The sequence below is a fragment of the Bacillus sp. KICET-1 genome (assembly GCF_027721405.1).
Taxonomy (GTDB): Bacteria; Bacillota; Bacilli; order Bacillales; family Bacillaceae; genus Bacillus; species Bacillus velezensis.
The window spans coordinates 2,142,644-2,165,254 of record NZ_CP113515.1 but is presented as its reverse complement, the minus strand read 5'-3'; the positions used below and the strand labels follow the sequence as shown (position 1 = coordinate 2,165,254).

The window sequence follows — 22,611 nt, the reverse complement described above, 5'->3', positions numbered from 1 at the left end:
AACCCAAAACGCACTGCGTTTTGGGTTTTTCATTATCGGCTGATCATTTTTTTAATGGCTCCCCATGCTTCATCTTTGCCTTTTTTCGTTTCAGAGGAAAATAAAATCAGCTCATCTTCAGGATCCATATCAAGCGTCTGTTTGACAACCTTTAAGTGCTTGTCCCATTTTCCTTTTGGAATCTTATCCGCTTTTGTCGCGATAACGATGACGGGAATGCCGTAATACTTCAGGAATTCATACATGTTCACGTCTTCAGCAGACGGCGCGTGCCTGAGGTCGACAATCTGCACGCAGGCTTTCAGCTCTTCGCGGGTCGTCATATAGGTTTCAATCATTCTCCCCCATGCTTCCCGCTCGCTTTTGGAAACTTTCGCAAATCCGTACCCGGGAACGTCGACAAAATGCAATTCATCATTGATGATGTAAAAGTTTAAGGTCTGTGTTTTCCCCGGTTTTGATGACGTTCTGGCCAAGTTTTTCCGATTGATTAATGAATTGATAAAAGATGACTTTCCTACATTTGATCTTCCCGCCAGCGCGATTTCCGGAAGCCCCCCATCAGGGTACTGTTCGGGTTTGACCGCGCTGATCACGATTTCTGACTTTGTGACTTTCATTTCTTCTCTCCTACTAAGGCATGTTCCAAAACGTCATCCAGGTGAGAAACGAATATAAACTTCAGTCCTTCTCTGACGCTTTCTGGAATATCCTCTATATCTTTTTCGTTATCTTTAGGCGCAATAATAGTAGTCAGGCCCGCTCTGTGCGCGCCGAGCGCCTTTTCTTTCAGTCCGCCGATCGGAAGCACGCGGCCCCGCAGCGTGATTTCTCCCGTCATACCGACTTCGCGTTTTACCGCACGGTCCGTTAATGCTGAAACGAGCGCCGTGGCCATCGTAATTCCGGCAGAAGGGCCGTCTTTCGGCACCGCTCCTTCAGGGACATGGATATGAATGTCATACTTCTCATGGAATTTCGGGTCGATTCCGAACTGTTCCGCTTTCGAGCGGACATAACTGAAAGCGGCCTGCGCTGATTCCCGCATGACATCTCCAAGCTTCCCGGTCAGAATCAGCTTTCCTTTTCCCGGTGACAATGACACTTCGATTGACAGCGTATCTCCGCCGACCGTCGTATACGCGAGCCCCGTGACAACCCCGATTTGATCTTCGGTTTCCGCCTGTCCGTATCTGAATATCCGTTTTCCGAGATAGTCGGCCAGATTTTTCTCTGTAACGGTAATGCGTTTTCTCTCCTCAGACACAATGGCTTTCGCAGCCTTTCGGCAAATGGCGGCAATCTGGCGTTCAAGCGTTCTCACGCCGGCTTCCCTCGTATAGTAGCGGATGATGTCCGTAATCGCCTGGTCCCGAATCTGCAGGTTGCTCTTTGTGAGCCCGTGCTCTTTGATTTGTTTCGGAAGCAGGTGGTCCTTCACGATTTCCAGCTTTTCGTTTTCAGTGTAGCCTGACAGGCTGATAATCTCCATTCTGTCTCTGAGAGGTCCCGGTATGGAAGCAAGGTTATTCGCAGTCGCGATAAACAGCACTTTCGATAAATCGAACGTCTCTTCAATATAGTGGTCGCTGAATGTGCTGTTTTGTTCCGGATCCAGCACCTCAAGCATCGCCGAAGACGGATCGCCTCTGAAATCAGACGACATTTTGTCGATCTCATCCAGGAGAAAGACGGGATTTTGTTTACCGGCTTTTTTCATCCCCTGTATAATACGGCCCGGCATCGCTCCGACGTATGTACGCCGGTGCCCGCGGATTTCAGACTCATCGCGCACTCCGCCCAGTGAAATTCTCACAAAACGGCGCCCCATGCTCGTACTGATTGATTTTGCAAGAGATGTTTTACCGACTCCCGGAGGTCCGGCCAGACAAAGAATCGGCCCTTTCAGCGTTTTCGTCAGCTGTTTCACGGCCAAATACTCCAAAATCCGCTCTTTCACTTTCTCTAAGCCGTGATGCTCTTTATCTAAGATTTCCCCGGCTTTTTTAATGTCAAGTTTATCTTCTGTTTCATCCGACCACGGAAGGGCGATGAGCCAGTCAATATAGTTGCGGATAACAGAGCTTTCCGCTGAGCTTGACGGCACTTTTTCGTAACGGCTTAATTCCTTAAGCGCCGTTTCTTTGACACGCTCAGGCATGCCTGCTTCTTCTATCTTTTCCGTGAGCGACTGAACTTCGCCGGTTTTTCCTTCTTTGTCGCCAAGCTCCTTCTGAATGGCTTTCATCTGTTCACGCAAGTAGTATTCCTTTTGAGTGCGTTCCATCGAACGTTTGACGCGCTGACCGATTTTTTTCTCAATCTCCAGCACTTCTTTTTCATTATGAATGGAACGAATGACCTTATTCAGACGTTCTTTAATATCCGCCGTTTCTAAAATGTCCTGCTTGTCCTTTAATTTCAGCGGGAGATGAGAAGCGACGATATCCGCCATTCTGCCGGGCTCTTCAATATCAGTCACAGCCGCATACGTTTCTGCGGAGATTTTTTTAGAAATTTTTATGTACTGGTCAAAATGGTCCAGCAGCGTCCGCATAAGCGCTTCGTCTTCCACGTCTTTTGAATCATCCTCATGCATCAGCTGTATATCGACCGAAGTATAATCTTCGAGCTCGGTGTATTCAAGGATCTGCGCCCGCTGAATTCCTTCTACAAGCACTCTGATCGTACCGTTGGGCAGCTTCAGCATCTGTTTAATTTTTGTATAAGTGCCGACGGCGAAAATATCCTCTTCACCCGGTTCGTCTATCGAAATATCCTGCTGAGTGGCTAAAAAAATCATATGATCATGCATCATTGCCTGTTCAAGAGCCTGAACCGACTTGTCACGGCCTACATCTAAATGTAAAACCATTGTCGGGTATACCAATAAGCCTCTTAAAGGGAGGAGCGGGATGCTGCGTTTTGTATCTTCTGCCATGTGACTGACACCTCCGTGACTTTAGTATGAACCATTATAATACAACTTTTTCATCGTTGTACAATTCCGGGATCGGGCAAAATCGGCTTATCCGCCTGCCCTGTATATAAAACAGTCTCTTCGTAGTATACCCTTTCTTTCTGTTCTGAAAAAGGAAAAGATGTCCTCCATAAAAAAACCCCATTATAAAAATGGGGTTTATACGGATTCTTTATTCATTTGGATATCAAACGGTTTTTGTTCTGAAGGAGGGTCAACCAATATGACGTCCAGCACTTCCTGGAACGTTTTTACCGCTTTAATGGTGATTCCGTCTATTCGTTTCAAAATGGACTGCTGATTTTCATATGGGATAATGACCGTTTTTGCTCCGGCCTGTTTTGCGGCTTTAATTTTCGGAATGACGCCGCCGATCGGTTTGACAAGCCCCGTCAGGCTGATTTCTCCCGTCATCGCCACCGTATGGTCGATCGGGATGCGGTGAATCGCGGAAAAAATCCCCGCGGCCATCGCGATACCTGCTGAAGGTCCGTCAATCGGGCCTCCGCCCGGAAAATTGACGTGAATGTCATAGTCTGAAGGTTTGATGCCCATTGTGCGCAGAACCGTCAGAACATTTTCCACAGATCCCTTCGCCATGCTTTTGCGGCGGATCGACTTCGATTGGCTGCCGATGCTTTCTTCCTCTGCAATTCCCGTGATATTCAGGCTTCCTTTGTCCTGCGCAGGTGTGACATTCACTTCGATTTCCAGCAATGCGCCGCTGTTCGGCCCGTAGACAGCAAGTCCGTTCACGATGCCGACTTGCGGTTCATCGGCGATTTTCTGCTCATTTTTAGGTGTAAGCTGACTGGAATGAACAACCCATTCTATATCTTCTGTCGTAATTTCTTGTCTGTCCTCAGTCACCGCCATGCCGGCGGCGATCTGGATCATATTGACGGCTTCACGTCCGTTTCTCGTATATGCGGTCAGCACACTGAGAGCTTCGTCAGAAATCTCTTTCTGAATTTTGTCGGCTGCTTTTTTCGCAACGATTTTAAGTTCATCCTTTTCCAGCTCGCGGAAAAATACTTCAAGACAGCGCGAACGGATGGCCGGCGGAATTTCATTCGGCATTCTCGTTGTCGCTCCGATCAAACGGAAATCTGCCGGAAGCCCATTTTGAAAAATATCATGAATGTGATTCGGTATTTGCGTATTTTCTTCACTGTAATACGCACTGTCTAAAAATACTTTTCGATCTTCAAGCACCTTCAGCATTTTATTCATCTGAATCGGGTGAAGCTCGCCGATTTCATCAATAAACAATACCCCGCCGTGAGCATGGGTCACAGCCCCCTGTTTCGGCTGCGGAATGCCTGCTTGGCCCATCGCACCCGCTCCCTGATAAATGGGATCATGCACTGAACCGATAAGCGGATCGGCAATCCCCCGTTCATCAAACCGCGCGGTCGTCGCATCAAGTTCAACAAAAACAGCCTGCTTTTGAAACGGTGACTGTTTATGTTTTTTCGCTTCTTCCAATACCAGCCGCGCCGCAGCCGTTTTACCGACTCCCGGAGGACCGTAAATAATGACGTGCTGCGGGTTCGGTCCGCAAAGCGCTGCTTTTAACGCTTTAATTCCGTCTTCCTGGCCGACAATGTCCTGAAAGCTTTTCGGCCGCACCTTTTCTGATAAAGGTTCTGATAAACTGATGGCGCGCATTTTGCGCAGCTGTTCCATTTCTTTTTTTGATTCTTTATCTATCGTCACTTTTTGTGTACGCTGGTTTTTGAGCAGATTCCAAAAATATAATCCGATGACTATTCCGAAAAACAGCTGTACAAATAATGCGATCCCTGTCCAACTCATGCTGGTCCCTCCTGAAAAAACGATTTATGTATCCAATTCATTCCTCTGTCCGCTAGTATCTCCCAGCAAAGCCCGGAATAAACATTTTCAGAAGGGTCAGGACAAGAAAAAAAACCTCCTGATCAATTCGGGTCAGGAGGTTTTGTCATGTTATGCTGATGTTTTATCTTGGCCGACAACTGTGCCGTCTTTTAATACAAGACGCGGTGCTTCACCGTCTGCGACTGTCGCTCCGGTAATGACACATTTTTCAATATCATCGCGGGACGGCAGATCAAACATGACGTCAAGCATGATGCCTTCAATGATAGAACGCAGGCCGCGTGCGCCTGTTTTACGCTCGATCGCTTTTTTCGCAATTTCAGATAATGCCTCGTCTTCAAATTCAAGCTCGACATCATCAAGTTCTAACATTTTCTTGTATTGTTTGACGAGTGCGTTTTTCGGTTTAGTCAGAATTTCAACCAGTGCCGTTTCGTCAAGCTGCTCAAGGCTTGCAATGACAGGAAGACGGCCGATGAATTCAGGAATCAGACCGAAACGGAGCAAGTCTTCCGGAAGAACTTTAGAAAGCAGTTCTTCTTTTTCCAGATCTGCCGCTTTATTATCAGAGCCGAAGCCGATGACTTTTTGTCCGAGACGGCGTTTGATGATTTGTTCGATGCCGTCAAATGCACCGCCGCAAATGAACAAGATGTTCGTCGTATCGATCTGGATGAATTCCTGATGAGGATGTTTGCGTCCTCCTTGAGGCGGCACGCTTGCAACCGTTCCTTCAAGAATTTTCAGCAGCGCCTGCTGAACGCCTTCGCCTGATACGTCGCGTGTAATGGACGGATTTTCAGATTTTCGCGCTACTTTATCGATTTCATCGATATAAATAATGCCTTTTTCTGCTTTTTCCACATCATAGTCTGCTGCCTGAATCAGCTTGAGGAGGATGTTTTCTACGTCCTCACCGACATATCCGGCTTCAGTCAGAGATGTAGCGTCCGCGATCGCAAACGGCACGTTCAGAATACGCGCAAGCGTCTGGGCAAGAAGTGTTTTCCCGCTTCCAGTCGGTCCGATTAAAGAAATATTACTTTTAGAAAGCTCGACATCATCCACTTTACTGTTGGAATTGATGCGTTTGTAATGGTTGTATACCGCAACCGCAAGTGATTTCTTCGCCTGATCCTGTCCGATGACATATTCATTCAGAATCTCACGGATTTCCTGCGGCTTCGGAACGTCTTTAAATTCGACTTCTTCTTCCGTACCAAGCTCTTCCTCTACGATTTCTGTACAGAGCTCAATACATTCGTCGCATATATATACACCCGGTCCTGCAACCAGCTTACGAACCTGATCTTGCGTTTTTCCGCAGAACGAGCATTTCAATTGTCCTTTTTCCTCGTTGAATTTAAACATTCTTTCACCCCTTAATCTTGTCTCACTTTTTCTTTTACCTGAAGGGCAAAAGAAAACGGTTCTTGCTACGATCGAGTATGTATTGCATTTTACCATACTTTCCAGTAAGACGGTAACAATGTGTTTCGCACTTGCACATTCTATATGTATGACGAAAAACAGCCCGGCAATGACTATCTTGCCCCAAGAAAAAGAGTTATATCATAATTGTACAAAACAAGGCACGAATTAATCGCGCCCTGTTTTATTATGTCTATTATTATGAACCATATTAACGGTTTTCTACAAGAAAATCAATTGCTTTTCGAACTTTTAAATCTTCTTTCATCGCGTCAGTTGAACCGATTGCCTGCTTAATGTTTTCAACCGGCATGTTGTAAGCTTCAGCCATTTTAGTCAGCTCAGCTTCAACTTCTTCGTCCGTTACTTCAAGGTTTTCAGCTTGAGCGATCGCTTCAAGAGTCAGGTTTGATTTTACGCGTTTTGCGGCATCTTCTTTCATTTGCTCTTTTAACGCGTTTTCATCTTGGCCTGAGAATTGAGTGTAAAGCTCAAGGTTCATGCCTTGCATTTGCAGACGCTGTTCGAATTCTTTCAGCATGCGGTCAAGCTCAGTGTCGATCATCGCTTGAGGAACATCAGCTTCAGCGTTTTCAGATGCTTTCAGAACAAGCTCTTCACGCAATTTAGCGTCAGCTTCGTTTTCTTTTGCTTCTTCAAGGCGTTTTTTTGTTTTCTCAGTTAATTCAGCAAGCGTTTCAACTTCTTCGTCAATGTCTTTTGCGAATTCGTCGTCAAGCTCAGGAAGCTCTTTCGCTTTGATTTCATGAATTTTCACTTTGAAAACAGCTGGTTTTCCGGCAAGCTCTTCAGCGTGGTACTCTTCAGGGAATGTTACTTCAACATCCTTTTCAGCGCCTGCTTCAAGGCCTGTTAACTGCTCTTCGAAGCCCGGGATGAATGAACCTGATCCTACTTCAAGTGAGTAGTTCTCAGCTTTTCCGCCTTCAAACGCTTCGCCGTCAACGAAACCTTCGAAGTCAAGAACGACTGTATCGCCGTTTTCAACAGCGCCTTCTTCTTTCACGACAAGCTCAGCCTGACGCTCTTGAAGAGCTTTAAGTTCGTTTTGCACATCTTCGTCAGTAACGGCAGTGTCATCTTTTTCGATTCCTAAGCCTTTGTAGTCGCCAAGTTTCACTTCCGGTTTTACAGTCACTTTTGCAGTGAAAATCAAGCTTTCGCCTTTTTCGATTTTTTCAACATCGATTTCAGGGCGGTCTACAGGTTCGATGCCGGCTTCTTCAACCGCTTTAGGGTATTCTACAGGAAGTAAAATATCTAAAGCATCCTGGTAAAGAGCTTCAACGCCGAAACGCTGTTCGAATAAACCGCGGGGAACTTTCCCTTTGCGGAATCCAGGAATAGAAACCTGTTTTACTACTTTTTTAAATGCATCATCAAGAGCTGTTTTGAACGTATCCGCGTCAACTTCAACCGTTAATACGCCTTCGTTGCCTTCTTGTTTTTCCCATTTTACAGACATGTGTTTCCCTCCAAAAATCTATTCAGGTTGTGTCGGTCTTCCATTCTAAAGCAATCCGCGGCTTTGTCAAAGAAAAAACCGCTTGAATCAGAATCATTATGTAATGAACTGGCAGCCTGTCCAACCGTAATTCTCATTTCAGTTAAACCGCTATACATAAATACAACCACTATATTATAACATAACGCCTACCGCTTTCAACTATATGGTGTGATTTACAAATAAGAAATTTCTTCAATATCCTTAATCATCGTGCAGGCTTCTTCGAGTTCGCGGCTGTCAAACTCGTACATCATGTGAAGTTCCTCCGGCTCAATGTCAATGCCGTGCATCTCGTAACCGACCTTATGAAGCGCCGCCGCCCATAAATCTGCGTTCAAAAACTTCGGCATAAAAGGGTGCAGGACGTACAGATGCCTTCTCCACAGCTCCTCGACGGCAGCGTATAATGTAGGGTTTTCATTGCCGAGCGTTTCATCAAGCACCCGGAGAACGCGATGCAAAACCGGAGCCGCATCAGGCTGAACCGTTTCACTCGGAACCGCGGTCATTGAATCGCCGAATTTTGTAATATGGACCGGCTTGCTGTAGTCATGGTCCGCCATCAGCGTCAAAATCATCGTCTTGATAAGAGGATGAGCGCCCGGATCTTGAAGAATTGTTTTTAAGAGACCCGTGTATTTTGCAATATTGCGGTCTTTAAGAGAATGAATCAGATTCATTTGTTCAGCGGGGCTGTTCAGCACTTTTTCCGCATCAAGAATGTCCTCGTATTCCTCCTCCCATGCTTCATCCTGCTGGTCGGGATCGGTCATTTTGCGGCTGAATTCGAGCAGCCGGTAGAATTGCTCCGCACTTTCTGCGGGCAGCTGGTTTTCTTCCAGCACAGCTTCAATTGTGCTTTTGACTTCTTCATATTGTTTCAGCTGAATTAAAATGGTCATATACACCTGCAGTACGGTAAAATAATGGCCGTACCCTTCATTCAGCATTTTCTCGCAAACTTGTTTTGCTTCTTCCAATTCCCCGAGTTCCAGAAAACAAATCGCCATGCCTAAATGTACGTCGGACTCGGTATCACCGTGGCTTACCGCCTCTGAAAACAGTTCGAGGGCCTCCTGATACTGTTTATCCTTCATGGCGGCCATCCCTTTATCAACCAAGCGTTCTTTCAGACGGGGGAAAGGAATGATATCAGCTTTTTTCTTGTCATGCGTCATACTTTATTTCCTTTCAGGCGCTATTTTGTTCAAGTGTATCAACACGCGTCAGGAAACACAAGAAAGGATGGTGCGCACGGTAAAAAAAGCCGCCGGACAGATGCCGGGCGGCTTTTTTCAGGCTTGAAGCCATGAACTTCTTTTCGATTCAAACTGCTGAATGTCGTCCTCCAGCAGAAGCGTTAATGAAATTTCATCATAACCGTTAATCAGCATTTCCTTCCAGTGCGGATCGACTTCAAATGAAATCTCTTTTCCTTCACTGTCGTGAATGAGCTGGTTTTCCAAATCAACCGTCATGTTAAGAGACTGATTTTCATATTGACCGGCGAGTTTTTTCCACTGATCATACGGCATACGGATGGGAAGCATACCGTTTTTAAAACAGTTTTGATGAAAAATATCGGCAAATGACGGAGCAATGATGATTTTGAAGCCGTAATCATCCAGCGCCCAAGGAGCGTGCTCACGGGATGATCCGCAGCCGAAATTCTCTCCGGCAATTAATATGGACGCGCCTTCATAGACTTTGCGGTTTAATTCAAATTCAGGATCAGGCTCACCGTTCTCAAGGTATCTCCAATCAAAAAACGCGAATCTGCCGTATCCGGTTCTTTCAATTCTTTTCAAAAACTGTTTCGGAATAATCTGGTCCGTATCGACGTTGATCCGGTTTAAGACGGCCGCTTTTCCCGTATGCGTTTTTAAAGGTTCCATCTTTTCGCGCACTCCTTACACAACTGTTTTTTCTTGATAAAACTTTCTTACATCGACGAAATGCCCGTGAATGGCTGCCATTGCCGCCATCGCCGGACTGACAAGGTGTGTTCTCGCGCCTTTTCCCTGTCTGCCTTCGAAGTTGCGGTTGGAGGTGGAAGCGCATCGTTCCCCTTCAGGCACGACATCATTGTTCATACTGAGGCACATGCTGCAGCCTGATTCTCTCCATTCAAATCCGGCCTCGAGAAACACGCGGTGCAGCCCTTCTTCCTCGGCCTGCTGTTTCACGCTTTGAGAACCCGGCACCACAATGGCCCTGACGCTGTCAGCGACTTTTCGGCCTTTGATCATATCCGCAGCCTGGCGAAGATCGGTCATCCGCGAATTTGTACAGGAGCCGATAAACACATGCCCGACTTTAATATCTTCAATTTTTTGATTCGGTGAGATTCCCATGTATTCGTACGCGCGGATGGCTTCTTTTTTACCCTCTTCAGAATCAATCGTTTCCGGCGCCGGTATTTGGGCATCGACCGGAAGAACCATACCGGGATTGACGCCCCATGTTACCATTGGAGAAATCTCGCTGCCGTCTAACACGATGGAATGATCGTATACGGCGCCCGGATCGGTTTTTAACGCTTTCCATTCTGCGGCGGCTTTTTCAAATTCCTCGCCTTTTGGCGCGTATTTACGGTTTTTACAATATTCAATCGTCGTGTCATCTGGAGCGATCAGTCCCGCCCGTGCTCCCGCTTCTATTGACATATTGCAGACCGTCATGCGTTCGTCCATAGACATGTTTCTGAATACTTCCCCGGTGTATTCAATGACATATCCGGTACCGAATTTCACCCCGTATTTTCCGATGACCGACAAGATGACATCCTTCGCGGTCACTCCTTTTTGGAGCGTTCCGTCAACGCGGATTTCAAGCGTTTTCGGCCGTTGCTGCCATAATGTCTGTGTGGAAAGAACATGTTCCACCTCACTTGTGCCGATACCGAAGGCAAGCGCTCCGAACGCGCCGTGAGTCGATGTATGGCTGTCTCCGCAAACGATCGTTTTTCCCGGAAGTGTCAGACCAAGCTCAGGCCCGACCACGTGAACGATTCCCTGGTCTGCGCTGTGAAGATCCGCAAGACGGACGCCGAACTCCTCACAATTCCGTTCAAGCGCGGTTACTTGGCGCTTTGCGACTTCATCTTTAATGTCAAAACGGTTGACGGTCGGAATATTGTGGTCCATCGTCGCGAATGTGTTCTGCGGCCGTCTGACCTTTCTCCCCTTCTGCCTTAACCCTTCAAACGCCTGAGGAGACGTCACCTCATGAATTAGGTGCAGATCAATATAGAGAAGGTCGGGTTTTCCTTCACCGCTTTTTACAACATGCCGATCCCAAATCTTTTCGATGATTGTTCGAGGCATCATCTTTGTTTCCTCCCTCTACCTATGAACTAAGACCGCTTTCTTTAAAGCGTCACACTATAGATTTTGTATTCGAGCCGGCTAATGCGGCTTTTACTTTTTCAGTAATGTCATGCGTTCCGGCATATTGGCCGTCCCGGGCGATATCACGTGTACGGCTGCCGTCTGCAAGCACCTTTGCGACCGCCTTTTCCACCGCCTGAGCTTCGTTTTCAAGTCCGAAAGATGTTCTCAAAAGCATCGCCGCTGATAAAATCGCCGCAAACGGATTGGCCATCCCTTTACCGGCGATGTCAGGCGCAGATCCATGCACGGGTTCAAACAAGTGAAGACCTGAACTTGATAAACTGGCTGACGGCAGCATGCCGAGCGAGCCTGTCAGCATGGAGGCTTCATCGCTTAAAATATCGCCGAACATATTCTCAGTTACGATGACGTCAAACTGGCTCGGAGCATAGATGAGCTGCATCGCGGCATTATCGACAAGCATATGTTCAAGCGTCACATCAGGAAATTCTTTTGCGATTTCATCCGCTGTTTCCCGCCATAGCCTGCTTGAAGAAAGCACATTCGCCTTATCGACGGACGTCACTTTTCCTTTTCTGCCGGCAGCCATCTTAAAGGCTTCTCTTACAACGCGTTCGATTTCTTCTTTCTTATAAAAAAGGGTATCGACCGCTTCCTTTTCTCCCGCTTCATTGACATACTGTCTGCTCGGTTCTCCGAAGTAGAGGCCGCCCGTCAGTTCCCTGACGATTACAAAGTCGACGCCGCTGATATATTCTTTTTTCAGCGGAGACGCTTCAGACAGGCTTTCAAATACGGTCACGGGACGCAGATTGGCAAACAGGCCGAGTTTTTTTCTGATGCCAAGCAGGCCTTTTTCCGGTCTGAGCTCTGGAGGATTTTGGTCCCATTTCGGCCCGCCGACTGCCCCGAGCAGGATGGCGTCAGATCTTTCACAAAGAGCCACCGTCTCCTCAGGAAGGGGGTTTTGATGGGCGTCAATGGCCGCTCCCCCGATCAGCCCGTTTTCAAATTCAAATTCATGTCCGAATTGTTCGGCAACGCTTTTCAATACATCTGCCGCTGATTCCGCCACTTCCGGTCCGATTCCGTCACCGGGCAGCAAAGCAATGCGTTTTTTCAAATCAAACGTTCTCCTTTCTATTACGAGCCGACCGCAGTCTGTCTCTTTAATCCGTCTAAATTGCAATCCAGCACCAGCTGCCGGTTCACGGCGTTCAGATAAGCTTTAGCAGAAGCTTCCAGAACATCCTGCGCGATTCCCCGCCCTGATGTTTCTTTTCCGTTCACGGTCACTCTGACAAAAACTTGAGCCAGCGCGTCTTCGCCTTTCCGGTTGGATTGGATGCGGTAGTCTGTCAGTTCAATATTTTTATCGATGCAGCGCCCGAGCGTATTATAAACGGCTTCTACGCTGCCCGCCCCCGTTGCCGCCTCTTGAATCAGCTGTTCGTTTTCCTGATTTTTTAAAGAGACTGTTGCAGTCGGCACCTGAGACGTCCCGTAATGCACTTGCAGAGACAAAAATTCATAGCCGATTTTTTTGTCCGTCACTTTTTCTTCTAAAATAAGAGAAATCAAGTCATCATCGGTGATTTCTTTTTTCTTTTCGGTCAGTTCTTTAAACATCGTAAAAAATTTATTGATTTCCTCACTATCAAACTGGAATCCAAGCGCATTCAGGCGGTCTTTGAACGCATGGCGTCCGGAATGCTTTCCGAGTACGAGCGCATCAGCAGTCACGCCGACAAGTTCCGGTGAAATGATTTCATATGTTGATTTTTCTTTCAGGAAACCGTCTTGGTGAATGCCGGACTCATGTGCGAAAGCGTTATCTCCGACGATTGCTTTATTGCGGGGAACGGCCATGCCCGTCAGTTTGCTGACAAGATCACTCGTCCGCTTCAATTCATGAAGATTGAGGGATGAATCGGCTTGATGCGCGTCATTTCTGACATGAAGCGCAACGGCGATTTCCTCTAGCGCGGCGTTCCCGGCTCTTTCTCCTATGCCGTTAATGGCGCATTCAATTTGATCTGCGCCGTTCTCAATTGCCGAAAGTGAGTTGGCAACCGCCATTCCGAGATCATCGTGGCAATGGGCTGAAAGCTTTACCCGGCCGATATTCGGAACGTGTTCCTTCATATATTTAAAGATGTTTCCGTATTCAGCCGGCGTCAGGTAACCTACAGTGTCCGGCAGGTTGATGACGCTCGCGCCGGCATCAATCACTTTTTCTACGATTTCAGCCAGAAACGGAAGTTCGGTGCGGCATGCGTCTTCTGCTGACCATTGAACGATCGGAAAGCGTTCTTTTGCATACTTCACCATTTCAACCGCTTTTTCCTTAACCTCTTCCCGCGTCATTTTCAGCTTATGCTTCAGATGAATGCCAGAGGTGGCGATAAAGATGTGAATCCGCGGGCTGGCCCCGTCTTTCAGCGCTTCCCAGGCTGCGTCGATGTCACCTTTGACAGATCGGGCAAGCCCTGTTACCGAACAATTTTTAATCGTTCTTGCGATTTCCTGCACGGCTAAAAAATCACCTCGGGATGAAGCGGGAAATCCCGCTTCAATAATGTCCACCCCGAGTCTTTCAAGCTGCTTGGCTATCGCCAGTTTCTCCCGGGAATTGAGGTTGACCCCGGGGGATTGTTCACCGTCACGAAGGGTCGTGTCGAAAACATTAATTTTGCGCAACGGAGACCACCGCTTCCTTCTTTTTGCCTTGTTTGACAAACGGCATCATTTCACGAAGCTGTCTGCCGACCTTTTCAATCTGATGCTCGTTTTCACTTGCATTGATCGCATTGAAACGAGGACGGTTCACTTGGTTTTCCACGATCCATTCTTTTGCGAATGTACCGTTTTGAATATCCGTTAATACTTGTTTCATCGATTCTTTTACCTTCGCATCGACTACGCGCGGTCCTGATACAAAGTCTCCCCATTGAGCCGTATCGGAGATAGAGTATCTCATGCCCGCCAATCCTTCTTCATACATCAAGTCTACGATCAACTTCAGTTCGTGCAGACACTCGAAGTATGCGAGTTCAGGCTGGTAGCCGGCTTCTGTCAGCGTTTCAAAACCCGCTTTGACAAGCGCTGTTAAACCTCCGCACAGAACAGCCTGCTCACCGAACAAATCCGTTTCCGTTTCTTCCTTAAATGTTGTTTCAAGAACGCCCGCACGCGCTCCGCCGATTCCTTTTGCATAAGCAAGAGCCGTATCTTTCGCTTCGCCTGATACATCCTGGTAGATGGCAAACAATGCCGGTACGCCCGCGCCTTGTTCATATGTTCTTCTGACAAGGTGTCCAGGTCCTTTAGGGGCGACAAGGAATACATCCACATCAGCAGGAGGCACGATCTGATGGAAATGGACGTTAAATCCGTGTGCGAATACCAATGACTTGCCCGCCGTCAATTCATCTTTGATTTCAGATTCATATACTTTTTGCTGCTGTTCATCCGGAAGAAGAACCATAATGATATCAGCCTGGGCAGCCGCTTCTCTTACCGAAAAGACTTTATGACCGTCTTCTTGGGCCTGTGTAAATGATTTGCCTTGTCTGACGCCGACAATGACATCAATTCCGCTTTCTTTTAAGTTCAGCGCGTGTGCATGACCTTGTGAACCGTAACCGATAATCGCTACTTTTTTACCTGCCAATACGTTCTCTTTGATATCACCGTTATAATATACTTTTACCATTTTAATCTCTCCCTTTTTTGTGTTATACAATTGAAATTGTTTTATTGGATGACGCCTTCTGCTGGGTTCCCCTCGCAAAAGCCGTTGTGCCCGTTCTCGCGATTTCTTTAATTCCGTAAGGTTTGAGAAGCTCTATGAGCGCTTCGATTTTATTAGATTCGCCGGTAACCTGAACGACGATGCTGTCTCTTGAGACATCAACGACGGAAGCTCTGAACGGCTCAATGATTCCATTGATTTCCGTTCTGGCCGACGGTGCGGAAACAACTTTGATTAATGCCAGCTCACGCTGTACAATTGATTGGTTTGTAATATCCGTCACTTTCAGGACGTCAATTTGTTTGTTAAGCTGCTTTGTCAGCTGCTCTACGTCATTTTCGCCTTCCACATGGACGACAAATGTAATCCTTGAAACACCGCTTGTTTCCGTGTGGCCTACAGTGATGCTTTCGATATTATAGTGTCTTTTTGTAAACAGGCCGGTGATCCGGTTTAATACTCCCGAGCGGTTGACCACCGTTAATGTGATAATGCGTTTCAAGGTTTCACCCCCACCATTTCATGAAGTCCTTTACCCGGCGCAATCATCGGGAATACTTTCTCGCTTTTGGCGACCCGGACGTCAATAACGGCCGGTTCTTTTGATGAAAGCGCCTTTTTAAGCTCTTCTTCCGCCTCTTCTTCCGATGAAATCCGGACGCCTTTAATGCCGTAGGCTTCTGACAATTTGACAAAGTCAGGCTGCGCCGAGAATTTGGATTCAGAGTAGCGTTCTTCATAGAAGATTTCCTGCCACTGTCTGACCATGCCCAGACATTCGTTGTTCAAGATAACCACTTTGACAGGAAGATTCAGCTGCCGGATGACATCTAATTCCTGAAGGGTCATCTGAAAACCGCCGTCTCCGAGGATGGCAACGACCGTGGCGTTACGATCGGCCAGCTGCGCTCCGATAGCCGCCGGAAGGCCGAAGCCCATTGTGCCGAGTCCCCCCGAGGTCACCCACTTATCAGCCTTTCGGAAAGGATAAAACTGAGCCGCCCACATCTGGTGCTGGCCGACATCCGTCGCCACAATCGCCTCACCGTTTGTGAATTGGTGAATATACTCAATCAGCTTTTGGGGTTTCAAGCCCTCTTCTCTGTTGTCTGTATACCAAAGCGGATATTCTTCTTTCCATTCTGAAAGCTGCTGTTTCCATTCCTCTGTCTGTCCCTGTTTTCCGTTTTGCTTCAATAATTCCTGAAGGACGATTTTACTGTCGCCGACCACCGGAATCTGCGTTTCGATAATTTTTCCGATTTCAGCAGGATCAATATCGATATGCGCCACTTTGGCCGATTTTGCAAAATGCTTCAGATTTCCGGTCACGCGATCATCGAACCGCGCTCCGATGCTGATCAACAAGTCACAGTGGTAAAGCGCCATATTCGCTGTGTATGTGCCGTGCATCCCCGCCATTCCCAGAAAAAGAGGATGGTCTGCCGGGAAACCGCCCAGACCGAGGAGCGTGTGCGCTACCGGAATTTGCTGCTGTTCGGCATAATTTTTTAAATCTTCTGAAGCTTTACCGTGCAAAACACCCGCTCCGGCTAAAATAACCGGCTTTTTCGCACTGCTGACAGCTTCCACGAGCTTTCGGATCTGCAGATAGTTAGGCTCTTTTACAGGCTGATAACCCGGAAGGCTGATCTCGTGATCATATCTGAACTCTCCTTCAAATGCTGCGACATCCTTCGGTATATCAATTAATACCGGACCCGGTCTTCCCGTCGTGGCGATATGGAATGCCTCTTTAATCACACGGGGGAGATCTTCCGGACGGCGGACTTGGTAGCTGTGTTTCGTAATCGGCATCGTAATTCCTAAAATGTCGGCTTCCTGGAAAGCGTCGCTGCCGATGACCGAAGTGGCCACCTGACCGGTAAACACTACGAGCGGCAATGAATCTATCATCGCATCCGCAAGACCGGTAACTAAATTTGTCGCTCCGGGTCCGGAGGTAGCAATCACAACCCCCGGCTTTCCGGAGACTCTCGCATACCCTTCTGCCGCGTGAATCGCGCCTTGCTCGTGGCGGGGCAGGATGTGAACCAATCCCGACTGATACAGCTTATCGTAAATCGGAAGGACGGCTCCCCCCGGATAGCCGAAGATCATCTCGACATTTTCTTTCTTTAATGATTCAATCAGCATCAGAGCCCCGTTCATTGTTTTTGTACATTCGGCAGACAAAGAATCCGCCTGTACATTTGTGCCCATTTTCAGTTCCTCCTTTTCAATGTTCCCTTCTAAAATCCAATTCATAAAACGCAGCGCCGGCTGACGCAAATAAAAAAGCCTTCCCACCCACATTCAGCCAAGCATTTCATGCGATAGCCAAAAGGGGCGAAAAGGCTTTGCTCTCCGCGGTACCACCCTTGTTTACGGTCATATGCAGACCGTCTCATGGATAATGATTATCCGTTTTGATAACGAGTAAACATTGCGTTCACTCGGCCGAGTCCTACTCTTTACATTTCAGACCGGCACTCTGAGGGGAGTTCACTTTGATTTGTTTTACCGGCTCTCAGCGTTACCGGCTCTCTGTGAAAAACTTCAGCAAAGCTACTTATCCTCTTCTGCGCTTTTTATTATGGCAGCTCTTTTATTAAAAAAGAACCTTCACTTGTTTGTTTTTTCAGTGTTTTATGATTTTTCTTTTTAGCGTGAATCATTTATTTATTTTTGTTTGAACTCATATTACGCCCGTTTGCAGGCAGTGTCAACAGCATTTTTATAATTATTAGACAATTTAGATTAATCAATCTACTTTGTATACGCTTTCATTACTGGTACAAAGGGATCTGTAAATATTAAAAGTTTTTATCATTTTTTTATTAATCTCTCAAGATTACATGAAATTTTTCCGTTCATATACGAATATGTCACATTTTATTACACAATTTTTCTCTGTCCTTCCGGCATGCTTGTCAGATATTCTGTTCGATTGAACAGGCTCTTTCTACAGACATACGCATACACTGTTCTTATCTCGTAAGAAATGAGTGATGTCATGAATAAGATGTTATCAGGCATGCAGGGCCTGCCTCCCGGATTTCCGCCTTTACCGGTCTTACCGCCGCAGTCTTATTATCCTCCGGCCCCGATGCATACAGCACCATATCAAGGCGGCCCTTCTTTTCAGCAGGGATTCCCGTCATCCGGATACGGACAGCAGACCCCGCAAAGCACGCTGTCATTCGCCGGACAGCAATTCGTCCCATACCCTTATACATCCGGGTACTACGGCCAATCCTTCAGTGACGTCGGCGGAAGCCTCGGCGCCGGGGCACATCCCGGCGCGCTCGGGGGCGGTTTCAGCGGCCATGCCGGGGGCTTCAGCGCTCCGAGCGGATTCAGATGATACAAAAACCGGTCTCACACGGCCGGTTTCTTTTCTTATTCACAGAGTATAACGGTCATTCCATTGATTCATTTCCTGCTCCGTATAGTAATCAGCCCTTGAAACCTCAACAATGATTAAACCGCATTGAGTGATTAAAAATTGTTTCAGTTCCTCAAACAGCTCGTCTTTTCCGCAAAAGATTGTTTCTATATTGTGATTTTTATATGCAAATGCGTACTTCAAAAGCTAATTCCTCCTGCTGTCTTTCTATCAATCATTGACAAAATGTATGATAGAAATTAGATAATTTATCACTCAAGGGCGCCTTAAGTATCTTTATACATATATTTATTATGGTAAATATTACATTAAGTTTCATTTATATTAAAATTACTTTACAATTTTCATCAAATACGGAACTTTTGTTTCGTAAAATAAAATACAAAAAAACCTCAAGCCCATTGTCAGGGCTTGAGGTTTTTATACGTCCCAGGAGAGATTCGAACTCCCGACCGACGGCTTAGAAGGCCGTTGCTCTATCCGGCCTTCATCCTTTACATATCGCTATCGTTACGTTCATGTATAACGGTCACTTTCCGAACTTTGACCGATTGACTTACTTTCTATTATATTTGCTTACACTTTATAATTCAAGCATTCATATAGTAGAAAACAACCCTATTTAAAAGGTAAAACAGTTGTACTTAAATCTGCTATAAAACGTAAAGGTATTTATTTAAAGGAGTGGTTTCATGAGAGATAACAAAGAATGCTGTCCCTATTGCGATGCTGATGCAACCCACGATAATACCTGTAACACCAAGTAAGCTATGAAAGAATCGATGAGTCATTGTGTATACAACAATGGCATATCCATTTCAACAATATGTACTTTAATGCTCTGTGTGATATCTTTCCACTCGTTTAAAATCCTCTCTTTGTTACGACCTAGCCTATCTAATGAATGTATGTATAACGTATCTCCTTTTCGCAAACGCAATTTCAAAGCTTGGTATTGAGGTCTATTGAAGTCTTTCCCGATTTGCTTATCGATATGTATATCACGCTCATCAATTCCAAGAGCATACATACTATCCAGTTGTCATGCTTCATTTTGGTCTCTGCTGCTTACTCTAACGTGTCCAAATTCTTTGTTGTCCATAATTGATTCCACCTTGAGGCATCGGTATCTTTTCTTTGATATCACTTATAAGTCTACACCCTCTGCTATCGATATTATTATCGAACTCGAATAGGGTTTCACTGCAACTCTTATTACTTTACCATGTTAAATCACATTGAGAATCTGAGTCGTATCGAAAATTTACCGATTGTAGTTTGTGAATGAGAGTGGTTCTGTATCAAACCAATACCACAACTTGGCATGTATACAACCATAAAAGACACCCAATTAATTTGGATGCCTTCTTATAACTATTTTACTTGTTCTTGTAGCACTTCTTTTAGCAATTCAACAGCACTTTCTTCACTTGGAACATTTGTTCCAAGTACGCCACGAAAAGCTTTCGAAAGGATGCATTGTTTCAATATGTCCAACTCAGATTCGAGTTGAAGATTGAATTTTGAATAATTGTCCTTAGCGAAGATATCATCCAAAATGTTTACAATAGCATCTTGTTCCTCTTTAGGAGGTAGAGGAAATGGATAGTTCAATAAAAATTCTTTTGGCACTCGTTGCTGACCAACCGCTCCCGTCATTTCTCTCTTAGCTTCTGCCCTAAACCTTTGTGAACGAACCAAATAGTGAATATACTGTTCATTCACATACTCAGAAGTACGTAAAACATGAAATTCTGTTGAACCATAGCCAAATCCGTTTTTTAATTGTCTAGCTATAGCTGATTTTCCATTTTCCATACAAGGGGTAATCTTAGCAAACAGTACATCATTCTCTAAAAAAAACGTATAGCCTTTTTTAACTTTTCCATATTCTCTTTCTTCTGGTTCTTCGATTTTACCAGTTTTATCACTCACTGCAGGCATCGGTATAAATGTACATTTTTGTTCTTCAGATACTTCATTTAACTTTTTCTTTGGGGGATTTACTTGTACAACTTCTCCCAGCCTGACCCATTTCCATTTACATGGAATATACTCACTTTGCTCTTCAATAATCTCGAATTTTTCAGGCTTAATTAGACTAATTATTTTATCGTATAACACTTCTGCATTTTCTATATCAGGGTGTTCTTCTCGCCACTTCCTCGTCAACTCTCCCCTAAACGCCTTATCCAAAATAGCCGCTCGACGAAGTTCAAACGTTTTCTTCGCTTCCTCAATCAACTGCTTTGCTTCTTCAATTTTACTTAAAAGCCGCTCCACTTTCTCAGCAATCCGTTTTTGTTCAGATAGAGGAGGTAAAGGGAAATGCATGTTATCCATAGCCTTTGGAGAAACCCTTGGCAGATTTATACCATTACTGTTTTCATTAGCATACTGTAATACTTGAGGTAATCCTAAGTACATGTTTAATAATTTATTAGTACTTATATTTTTATTACGATACACAAGTATGTCGGTTGATGCTACCCCGTCAAATTCTACATGAGCATGCTTATTAAGATATGGTCGTAACTTTCCATATAATACATCATTCTTTTTGAAAACTACTTTTTTACTTTTTACGCCTTCCGTATTACCAACTTCTAATATACCTCCCCCTTTATTCATGTGTTCTAAACCAATATACTTTTCGTTCCCTGTGGGTTGAATTTGTTCTTTCACTTGTTCAAATACGCATTCAAGTTTAGTCCACACCCAATTTTCTGGCACTTCATACGGTTGTTCTTCATCTGGTACTACTGCTTCTTCTAACAATTCCTCGATGTTCTTCTTTTTCTTACTCACTGTTTGACCCCCCCATCTTCTTCAACAGCACGCAATTCTTCAACTACTTCACCTAATAAATCCATTGCTTGTTGAAGTTTCGCAATCGCCTCTTCTGCCGATTCAATAGGGTCTGGTAGGTTTTCATATGATGATAAAGACTCGTCAGCAATCAATCCGATATCTAGACTGTCATTCTTCTTTGCAATTTCTTCTCGCGAAAACTTGTTCCAACGTTCATCTTCCACTTTCGATCGGTCTTCTGCCACATATGCCTTCATGAAGTTTTCAAAATGAGCCATCGTTAGCTGATTACGTTTTCCAAATGAAGACATATTTGTGCGAAGGTCATAGACCCAAACATCTTTCGTGTTATCTTGGTCTGTTGTTCCCCTTGTAAAGAATAAGACATTCGTTTTTACACCTTGCGCATAAAAAATTCCTGTTGGTAAGCGTAAAATCGTGTGTAGATTACACTTGTTCATCAAGTCACGACGAATTTGTGCGCCAATACCACTTTCGAACAACACGTTGTCGGGCAAGACAACCGCTGCTCTTGCATTTCCATCATCTTTTAAAGCGTTATAAATCAACTGTAAGAAATTCAACTGTTTATTCGATGTTTCAAACGTTAAATCGTCACGGGATACCCGTTCCCCGCCTTTTTTTGTACCGAACGGCGGATTTGTTAAAATAACATCAAAGTTCTTCATCCATTTCCCGTTGCCCGATAACGTGTCTCCTTGTTCCAAACGACCTTCGATATTATGAAGCAACGCATTCATGAGTGCCAGACGATGCGTATCTTTAACAAGTTCCATCCCTACAAAGGCTTCTTTCTTTTGGAACTCGGCTTCTTGTGGTTCTATATCAAAGTAATCATCTGTTTGATTCTTTAAATATTGGTCTGCAGCAATCATGAAACCGAATGTTCCAGCTGCAGGGTCAGCACACCGCTCACCAATTTTCGGGTCAATTAATTGAACCATCACATCAATTAATACACGAGGTGTGAAGTATTGCCCCGCTCCCGATTTCTTTTCACTGGCATTCTTCTCTAACAATCCTTCATAAAGATTGCCCAGTCCTTCTTCTTTTGCATTGTACCAATCAAGGGCATCAATCGATTTAATAATCTTCTCTAAGTTTTTCGGCTCAGCAATACTTGTAGAAGCATCACTGTATATTAGACGCAGCCGCTCATTTTCACTGCTTCCTAATTCAAGTAATAATCGCTGATAAAATGTCTTTAATTCCAAACCTTCTTTTTCTAACAAATCATCCCATCGATATCCTTCTGGAATCACACCTTCTGTTTCCTGCTCCTTCATCATTTTGAGGAATAATAAGTAGGTTAACTCTGTTACATATTGCTGATAGGTAATCCCATCATCACGTAACACATTACATAAATTCCATAGTTTTTGAACGATTTCTTGGTTGTTCATTTTTCAGCCTCCTGCTAACTCCGAGTATATTTTAATGTTGGATTCTCATTCAAACCTCATT

At 45.3% G+C, this 22,611-nt stretch carries 17 protein-coding genes, 1 pseudogene and 1 other annotated feature; of the genes and pseudogenes, 1 reads left to right on the top strand and 17 read right to left on the bottom strand.

The genetic code is table 11. The annotated features are described in order from the left end of the window. Positions 1 to 32 precede the first annotated feature (32 nt). The 13 genes from yihA to ilvB form a co-directional block, all read right to left on the bottom strand. Positions 33 to 620: a ribosome biogenesis GTP-binding protein YihA/YsxC gene (gene yihA, locus OVA33_RS11115; protein ID WP_003152626.1), complete on the bottom strand. Its 588-nt coding sequence runs from the start codon at positions 618 to 620 to the stop codon at positions 33 to 35. Beyond that, positions 617 to 2,941 carry an endopeptidase La gene (gene lon, locus OVA33_RS11110; RefSeq protein ID WP_007612896.1) on the bottom strand — a complete coding sequence of 775 codons (2,325 nt, stop codon included), beginning with the start codon at positions 2,939 to 2,941 and terminating at the stop codon, positions 617 to 619. The genes yihA and lon overlap by 4 nt, the downstream gene beginning before the upstream one ends. A 198-nt stretch (positions 2,942 to 3,139) precedes the next feature. Then, positions 3,140 to 4,798: an ATP-dependent protease LonB gene (gene lonB / locus OVA33_RS11105; RefSeq protein WP_014418557.1), complete on the bottom strand. Its 1,659-nt coding sequence runs from the start codon at positions 4,796 to 4,798 to the stop codon at positions 3,140 to 3,142. A 150-nt stretch (positions 4,799 to 4,948) separates the two neighbouring features. Continuing rightward, positions 4,949 to 6,211: an ATP-dependent protease ATP-binding subunit ClpX gene (gene clpX / locus OVA33_RS11100; protein ID WP_007408149.1), complete on the bottom strand. Its 1,263-nt coding sequence runs from the start codon at positions 6,209 to 6,211 to the stop codon at positions 4,949 to 4,951. A gap of 271 nt (positions 6,212 to 6,482) precedes the next feature. Further along, positions 6,483 to 7,757 carry a trigger factor gene (tig, locus tag OVA33_RS11095; RefSeq protein ID WP_007408148.1) on the bottom strand — a complete coding sequence of 425 codons (1,275 nt, stop codon included), beginning with the start codon at positions 7,755 to 7,757 and terminating at the stop codon, positions 6,483 to 6,485. A gap of 215 nt (positions 7,758 to 7,972) precedes the next feature. Next, positions 7,973 to 8,977: a DNA damage checkpoint antagonist DdcA gene (gene ddcA / locus OVA33_RS11090; protein ID WP_007408147.1), complete on the bottom strand. Its 1,005-nt coding sequence runs from the start codon at positions 8,975 to 8,977 to the stop codon at positions 7,973 to 7,975. A gap of 117 nt (positions 8,978 to 9,094) precedes the next feature. Beyond that, positions 9,095 to 9,694, bottom strand: a complete 600-nt coding sequence (gene leuD / locus OVA33_RS11085) for a 3-isopropylmalate dehydratase small subunit (RefSeq protein ID WP_007408146.1) — start codon at positions 9,692 to 9,694, stop codon at positions 9,095 to 9,097. Positions 9,695 to 9,709: 15 nt separating this feature from the next. Continuing rightward, positions 9,710 to 11,128, bottom strand: coding sequence for a 3-isopropylmalate dehydratase large subunit (gene leuC, locus OVA33_RS11080; RefSeq protein ID WP_063636763.1), 1,419 nt, complete (start codon positions 11,126 to 11,128; stop codon positions 9,710 to 9,712). 49 nt (positions 11,129 to 11,177) lie between these two features. Next, positions 11,178 to 12,275: a 3-isopropylmalate dehydrogenase gene (leuB, locus tag OVA33_RS11075; protein WP_014418560.1), complete on the bottom strand. Its 1,098-nt coding sequence runs from the start codon at positions 12,273 to 12,275 to the stop codon at positions 11,178 to 11,180. Between the two features lie 20 nt (positions 12,276 to 12,295). Beyond that, the gene (locus OVA33_RS11070; RefSeq protein ID WP_017418295.1) at positions 12,296 to 13,852 is read right to left on the bottom strand and encodes a 2-isopropylmalate synthase; all 1,557 of its coding nucleotides are present in this window, start codon (positions 13,850 to 13,852) and stop codon (positions 12,296 to 12,298) included. After that, complete coding sequence (ilvC, locus tag OVA33_RS11065; RefSeq protein WP_014418562.1) at positions 13,839 to 14,867, bottom strand: ketol-acid reductoisomerase; 1,029 nt, start codon at positions 14,865 to 14,867, stop codon at positions 13,839 to 13,841. The genes OVA33_RS11070 and ilvC overlap by 14 nt, the downstream gene beginning before the upstream one ends. Positions 14,868 to 14,889: 22 nt before the next feature. After that, complete coding sequence (ilvN, locus tag OVA33_RS11060) at positions 14,890 to 15,408, bottom strand: acetolactate synthase small subunit (RefSeq protein ID WP_003152598.1); 519 nt, start codon at positions 15,406 to 15,408, stop codon at positions 14,890 to 14,892. Continuing rightward, positions 15,405 to 17,129 (bottom strand): acetolactate synthase large subunit, encoded by a 1,725-nt coding sequence (gene ilvB, locus OVA33_RS11055; protein WP_032866714.1) that lies wholly within the window; start codon positions 17,127 to 17,129, stop codon positions 15,405 to 15,407. The genes ilvN and ilvB overlap by 4 nt, the downstream gene beginning before the upstream one ends. A 119-nt stretch (positions 17,130 to 17,248) precedes the next feature. Beyond that, positions 17,249 to 17,500 (bottom strand) — a binding site (T-box leader). Between the two features lie 422 nt (positions 17,501 to 17,922). On the opposite strand from ilvB, the gene OVA33_RS11050 reads away from it, so the two are divergent. Next, complete coding sequence (locus OVA33_RS11050; RefSeq protein ID WP_025649695.1) at positions 17,923 to 18,273, top strand: hypothetical protein; 351 nt, start codon at positions 17,923 to 17,925, stop codon at positions 18,271 to 18,273. Between the two features lie 39 nt (positions 18,274 to 18,312). Here OVA33_RS11050 and OVA33_RS11045 read toward each other — a convergent pair whose 3' ends face one another. From OVA33_RS11045 to OVA33_RS11030, 4 genes and pseudogenes are all read right to left on the bottom strand, one after another. After that, positions 18,313 to 18,498 (bottom strand): hypothetical protein, encoded by a 186-nt coding sequence (locus tag OVA33_RS11045; protein ID WP_007408136.1) that lies wholly within the window; start codon positions 18,496 to 18,498, stop codon positions 18,313 to 18,315. A gap of 607 nt (positions 18,499 to 19,105) precedes the next feature. Further along, a pseudogene (locus OVA33_RS11040) lies at positions 19,106 to 19,345 on the bottom strand (recombinase family protein); the annotation flags it as partial. A gap of 344 nt (positions 19,346 to 19,689) precedes the next feature. Then, complete coding sequence (locus OVA33_RS11035) at positions 19,690 to 21,123, bottom strand: restriction endonuclease subunit S (RefSeq protein ID WP_128974212.1); 1,434 nt, start codon at positions 21,121 to 21,123, stop codon at positions 19,690 to 19,692. Continuing rightward, positions 21,120 to 22,550, bottom strand: coding sequence for a class I SAM-dependent DNA methyltransferase (locus OVA33_RS11030; RefSeq protein WP_065181018.1), 1,431 nt, complete (start codon positions 22,548 to 22,550; stop codon positions 21,120 to 21,122). Before OVA33_RS11030 ends, OVA33_RS11035 begins: the two co-directional genes overlap by 4 nt. Between the last annotated feature and the right edge of the window lie 61 nt (positions 22,551 to 22,611).

Coding starts and splice junctions, on each gene's coding strand:
- OVA33_RS11050 (WP_025649695.1), top strand. CDS start 17,923: ATGAATAAGATGTTATCAGGCATGCAGGGCCTGCCTCCCGGATTTCCG.
- tig (WP_007408148.1), bottom strand. CDS start 7,757: ATGTCTGTAAAATGGGAAAAACAAGAAGGCAACGAAGGCGTATTAACG.
- yihA (WP_003152626.1), bottom strand. CDS start 620: ATGAAAGTCACAAAGTCAGAAATCGTGATCAGCGCGGTCAAACCCGAA.
- lon (WP_007612896.1), bottom strand. CDS start 2,941: ATGGCAGAAGATACAAAACGCAGCATCCCGCTCCTCCCTTTAAGAGGC.
- leuD (WP_007408146.1), bottom strand. CDS start 9,694: ATGGAACCTTTAAAAACGCATACGGGAAAAGCGGCCGTCTTAAACCGG.
- ilvC (WP_014418562.1), bottom strand. CDS start 14,867: ATGGTAAAAGTATATTATAACGGTGATATCAAAGAGAACGTATTGGCA.
- leuC (WP_063636763.1), bottom strand. CDS start 11,128: ATGATGCCTCGAACAATCATCGAAAAGATTTGGGATCGGCATGTTGTA.
- lonB (WP_014418557.1), bottom strand. CDS start 4,798: ATGAGTTGGACAGGGATCGCATTATTTGTACAGCTGTTTTTCGGAATA.
- ilvB (WP_032866714.1), bottom strand. CDS start 17,129: ATGGGCACAAATGTACAGGCGGATTCTTTGTCTGCCGAATGTACAAAA.
- ddcA (WP_007408147.1), bottom strand. CDS start 8,977: ATGACGCATGACAAGAAAAAAGCTGATATCATTCCTTTCCCCCGTCTG.
- OVA33_RS11030 (WP_065181018.1), bottom strand. CDS start 22,550: ATGAACAACCAAGAAATCGTTCAAAAACTATGGAATTTATGTAATGTG.
- clpX (WP_007408149.1), bottom strand. CDS start 6,211: ATGTTTAAATTCAACGAGGAAAAAGGACAATTGAAATGCTCGTTCTGC.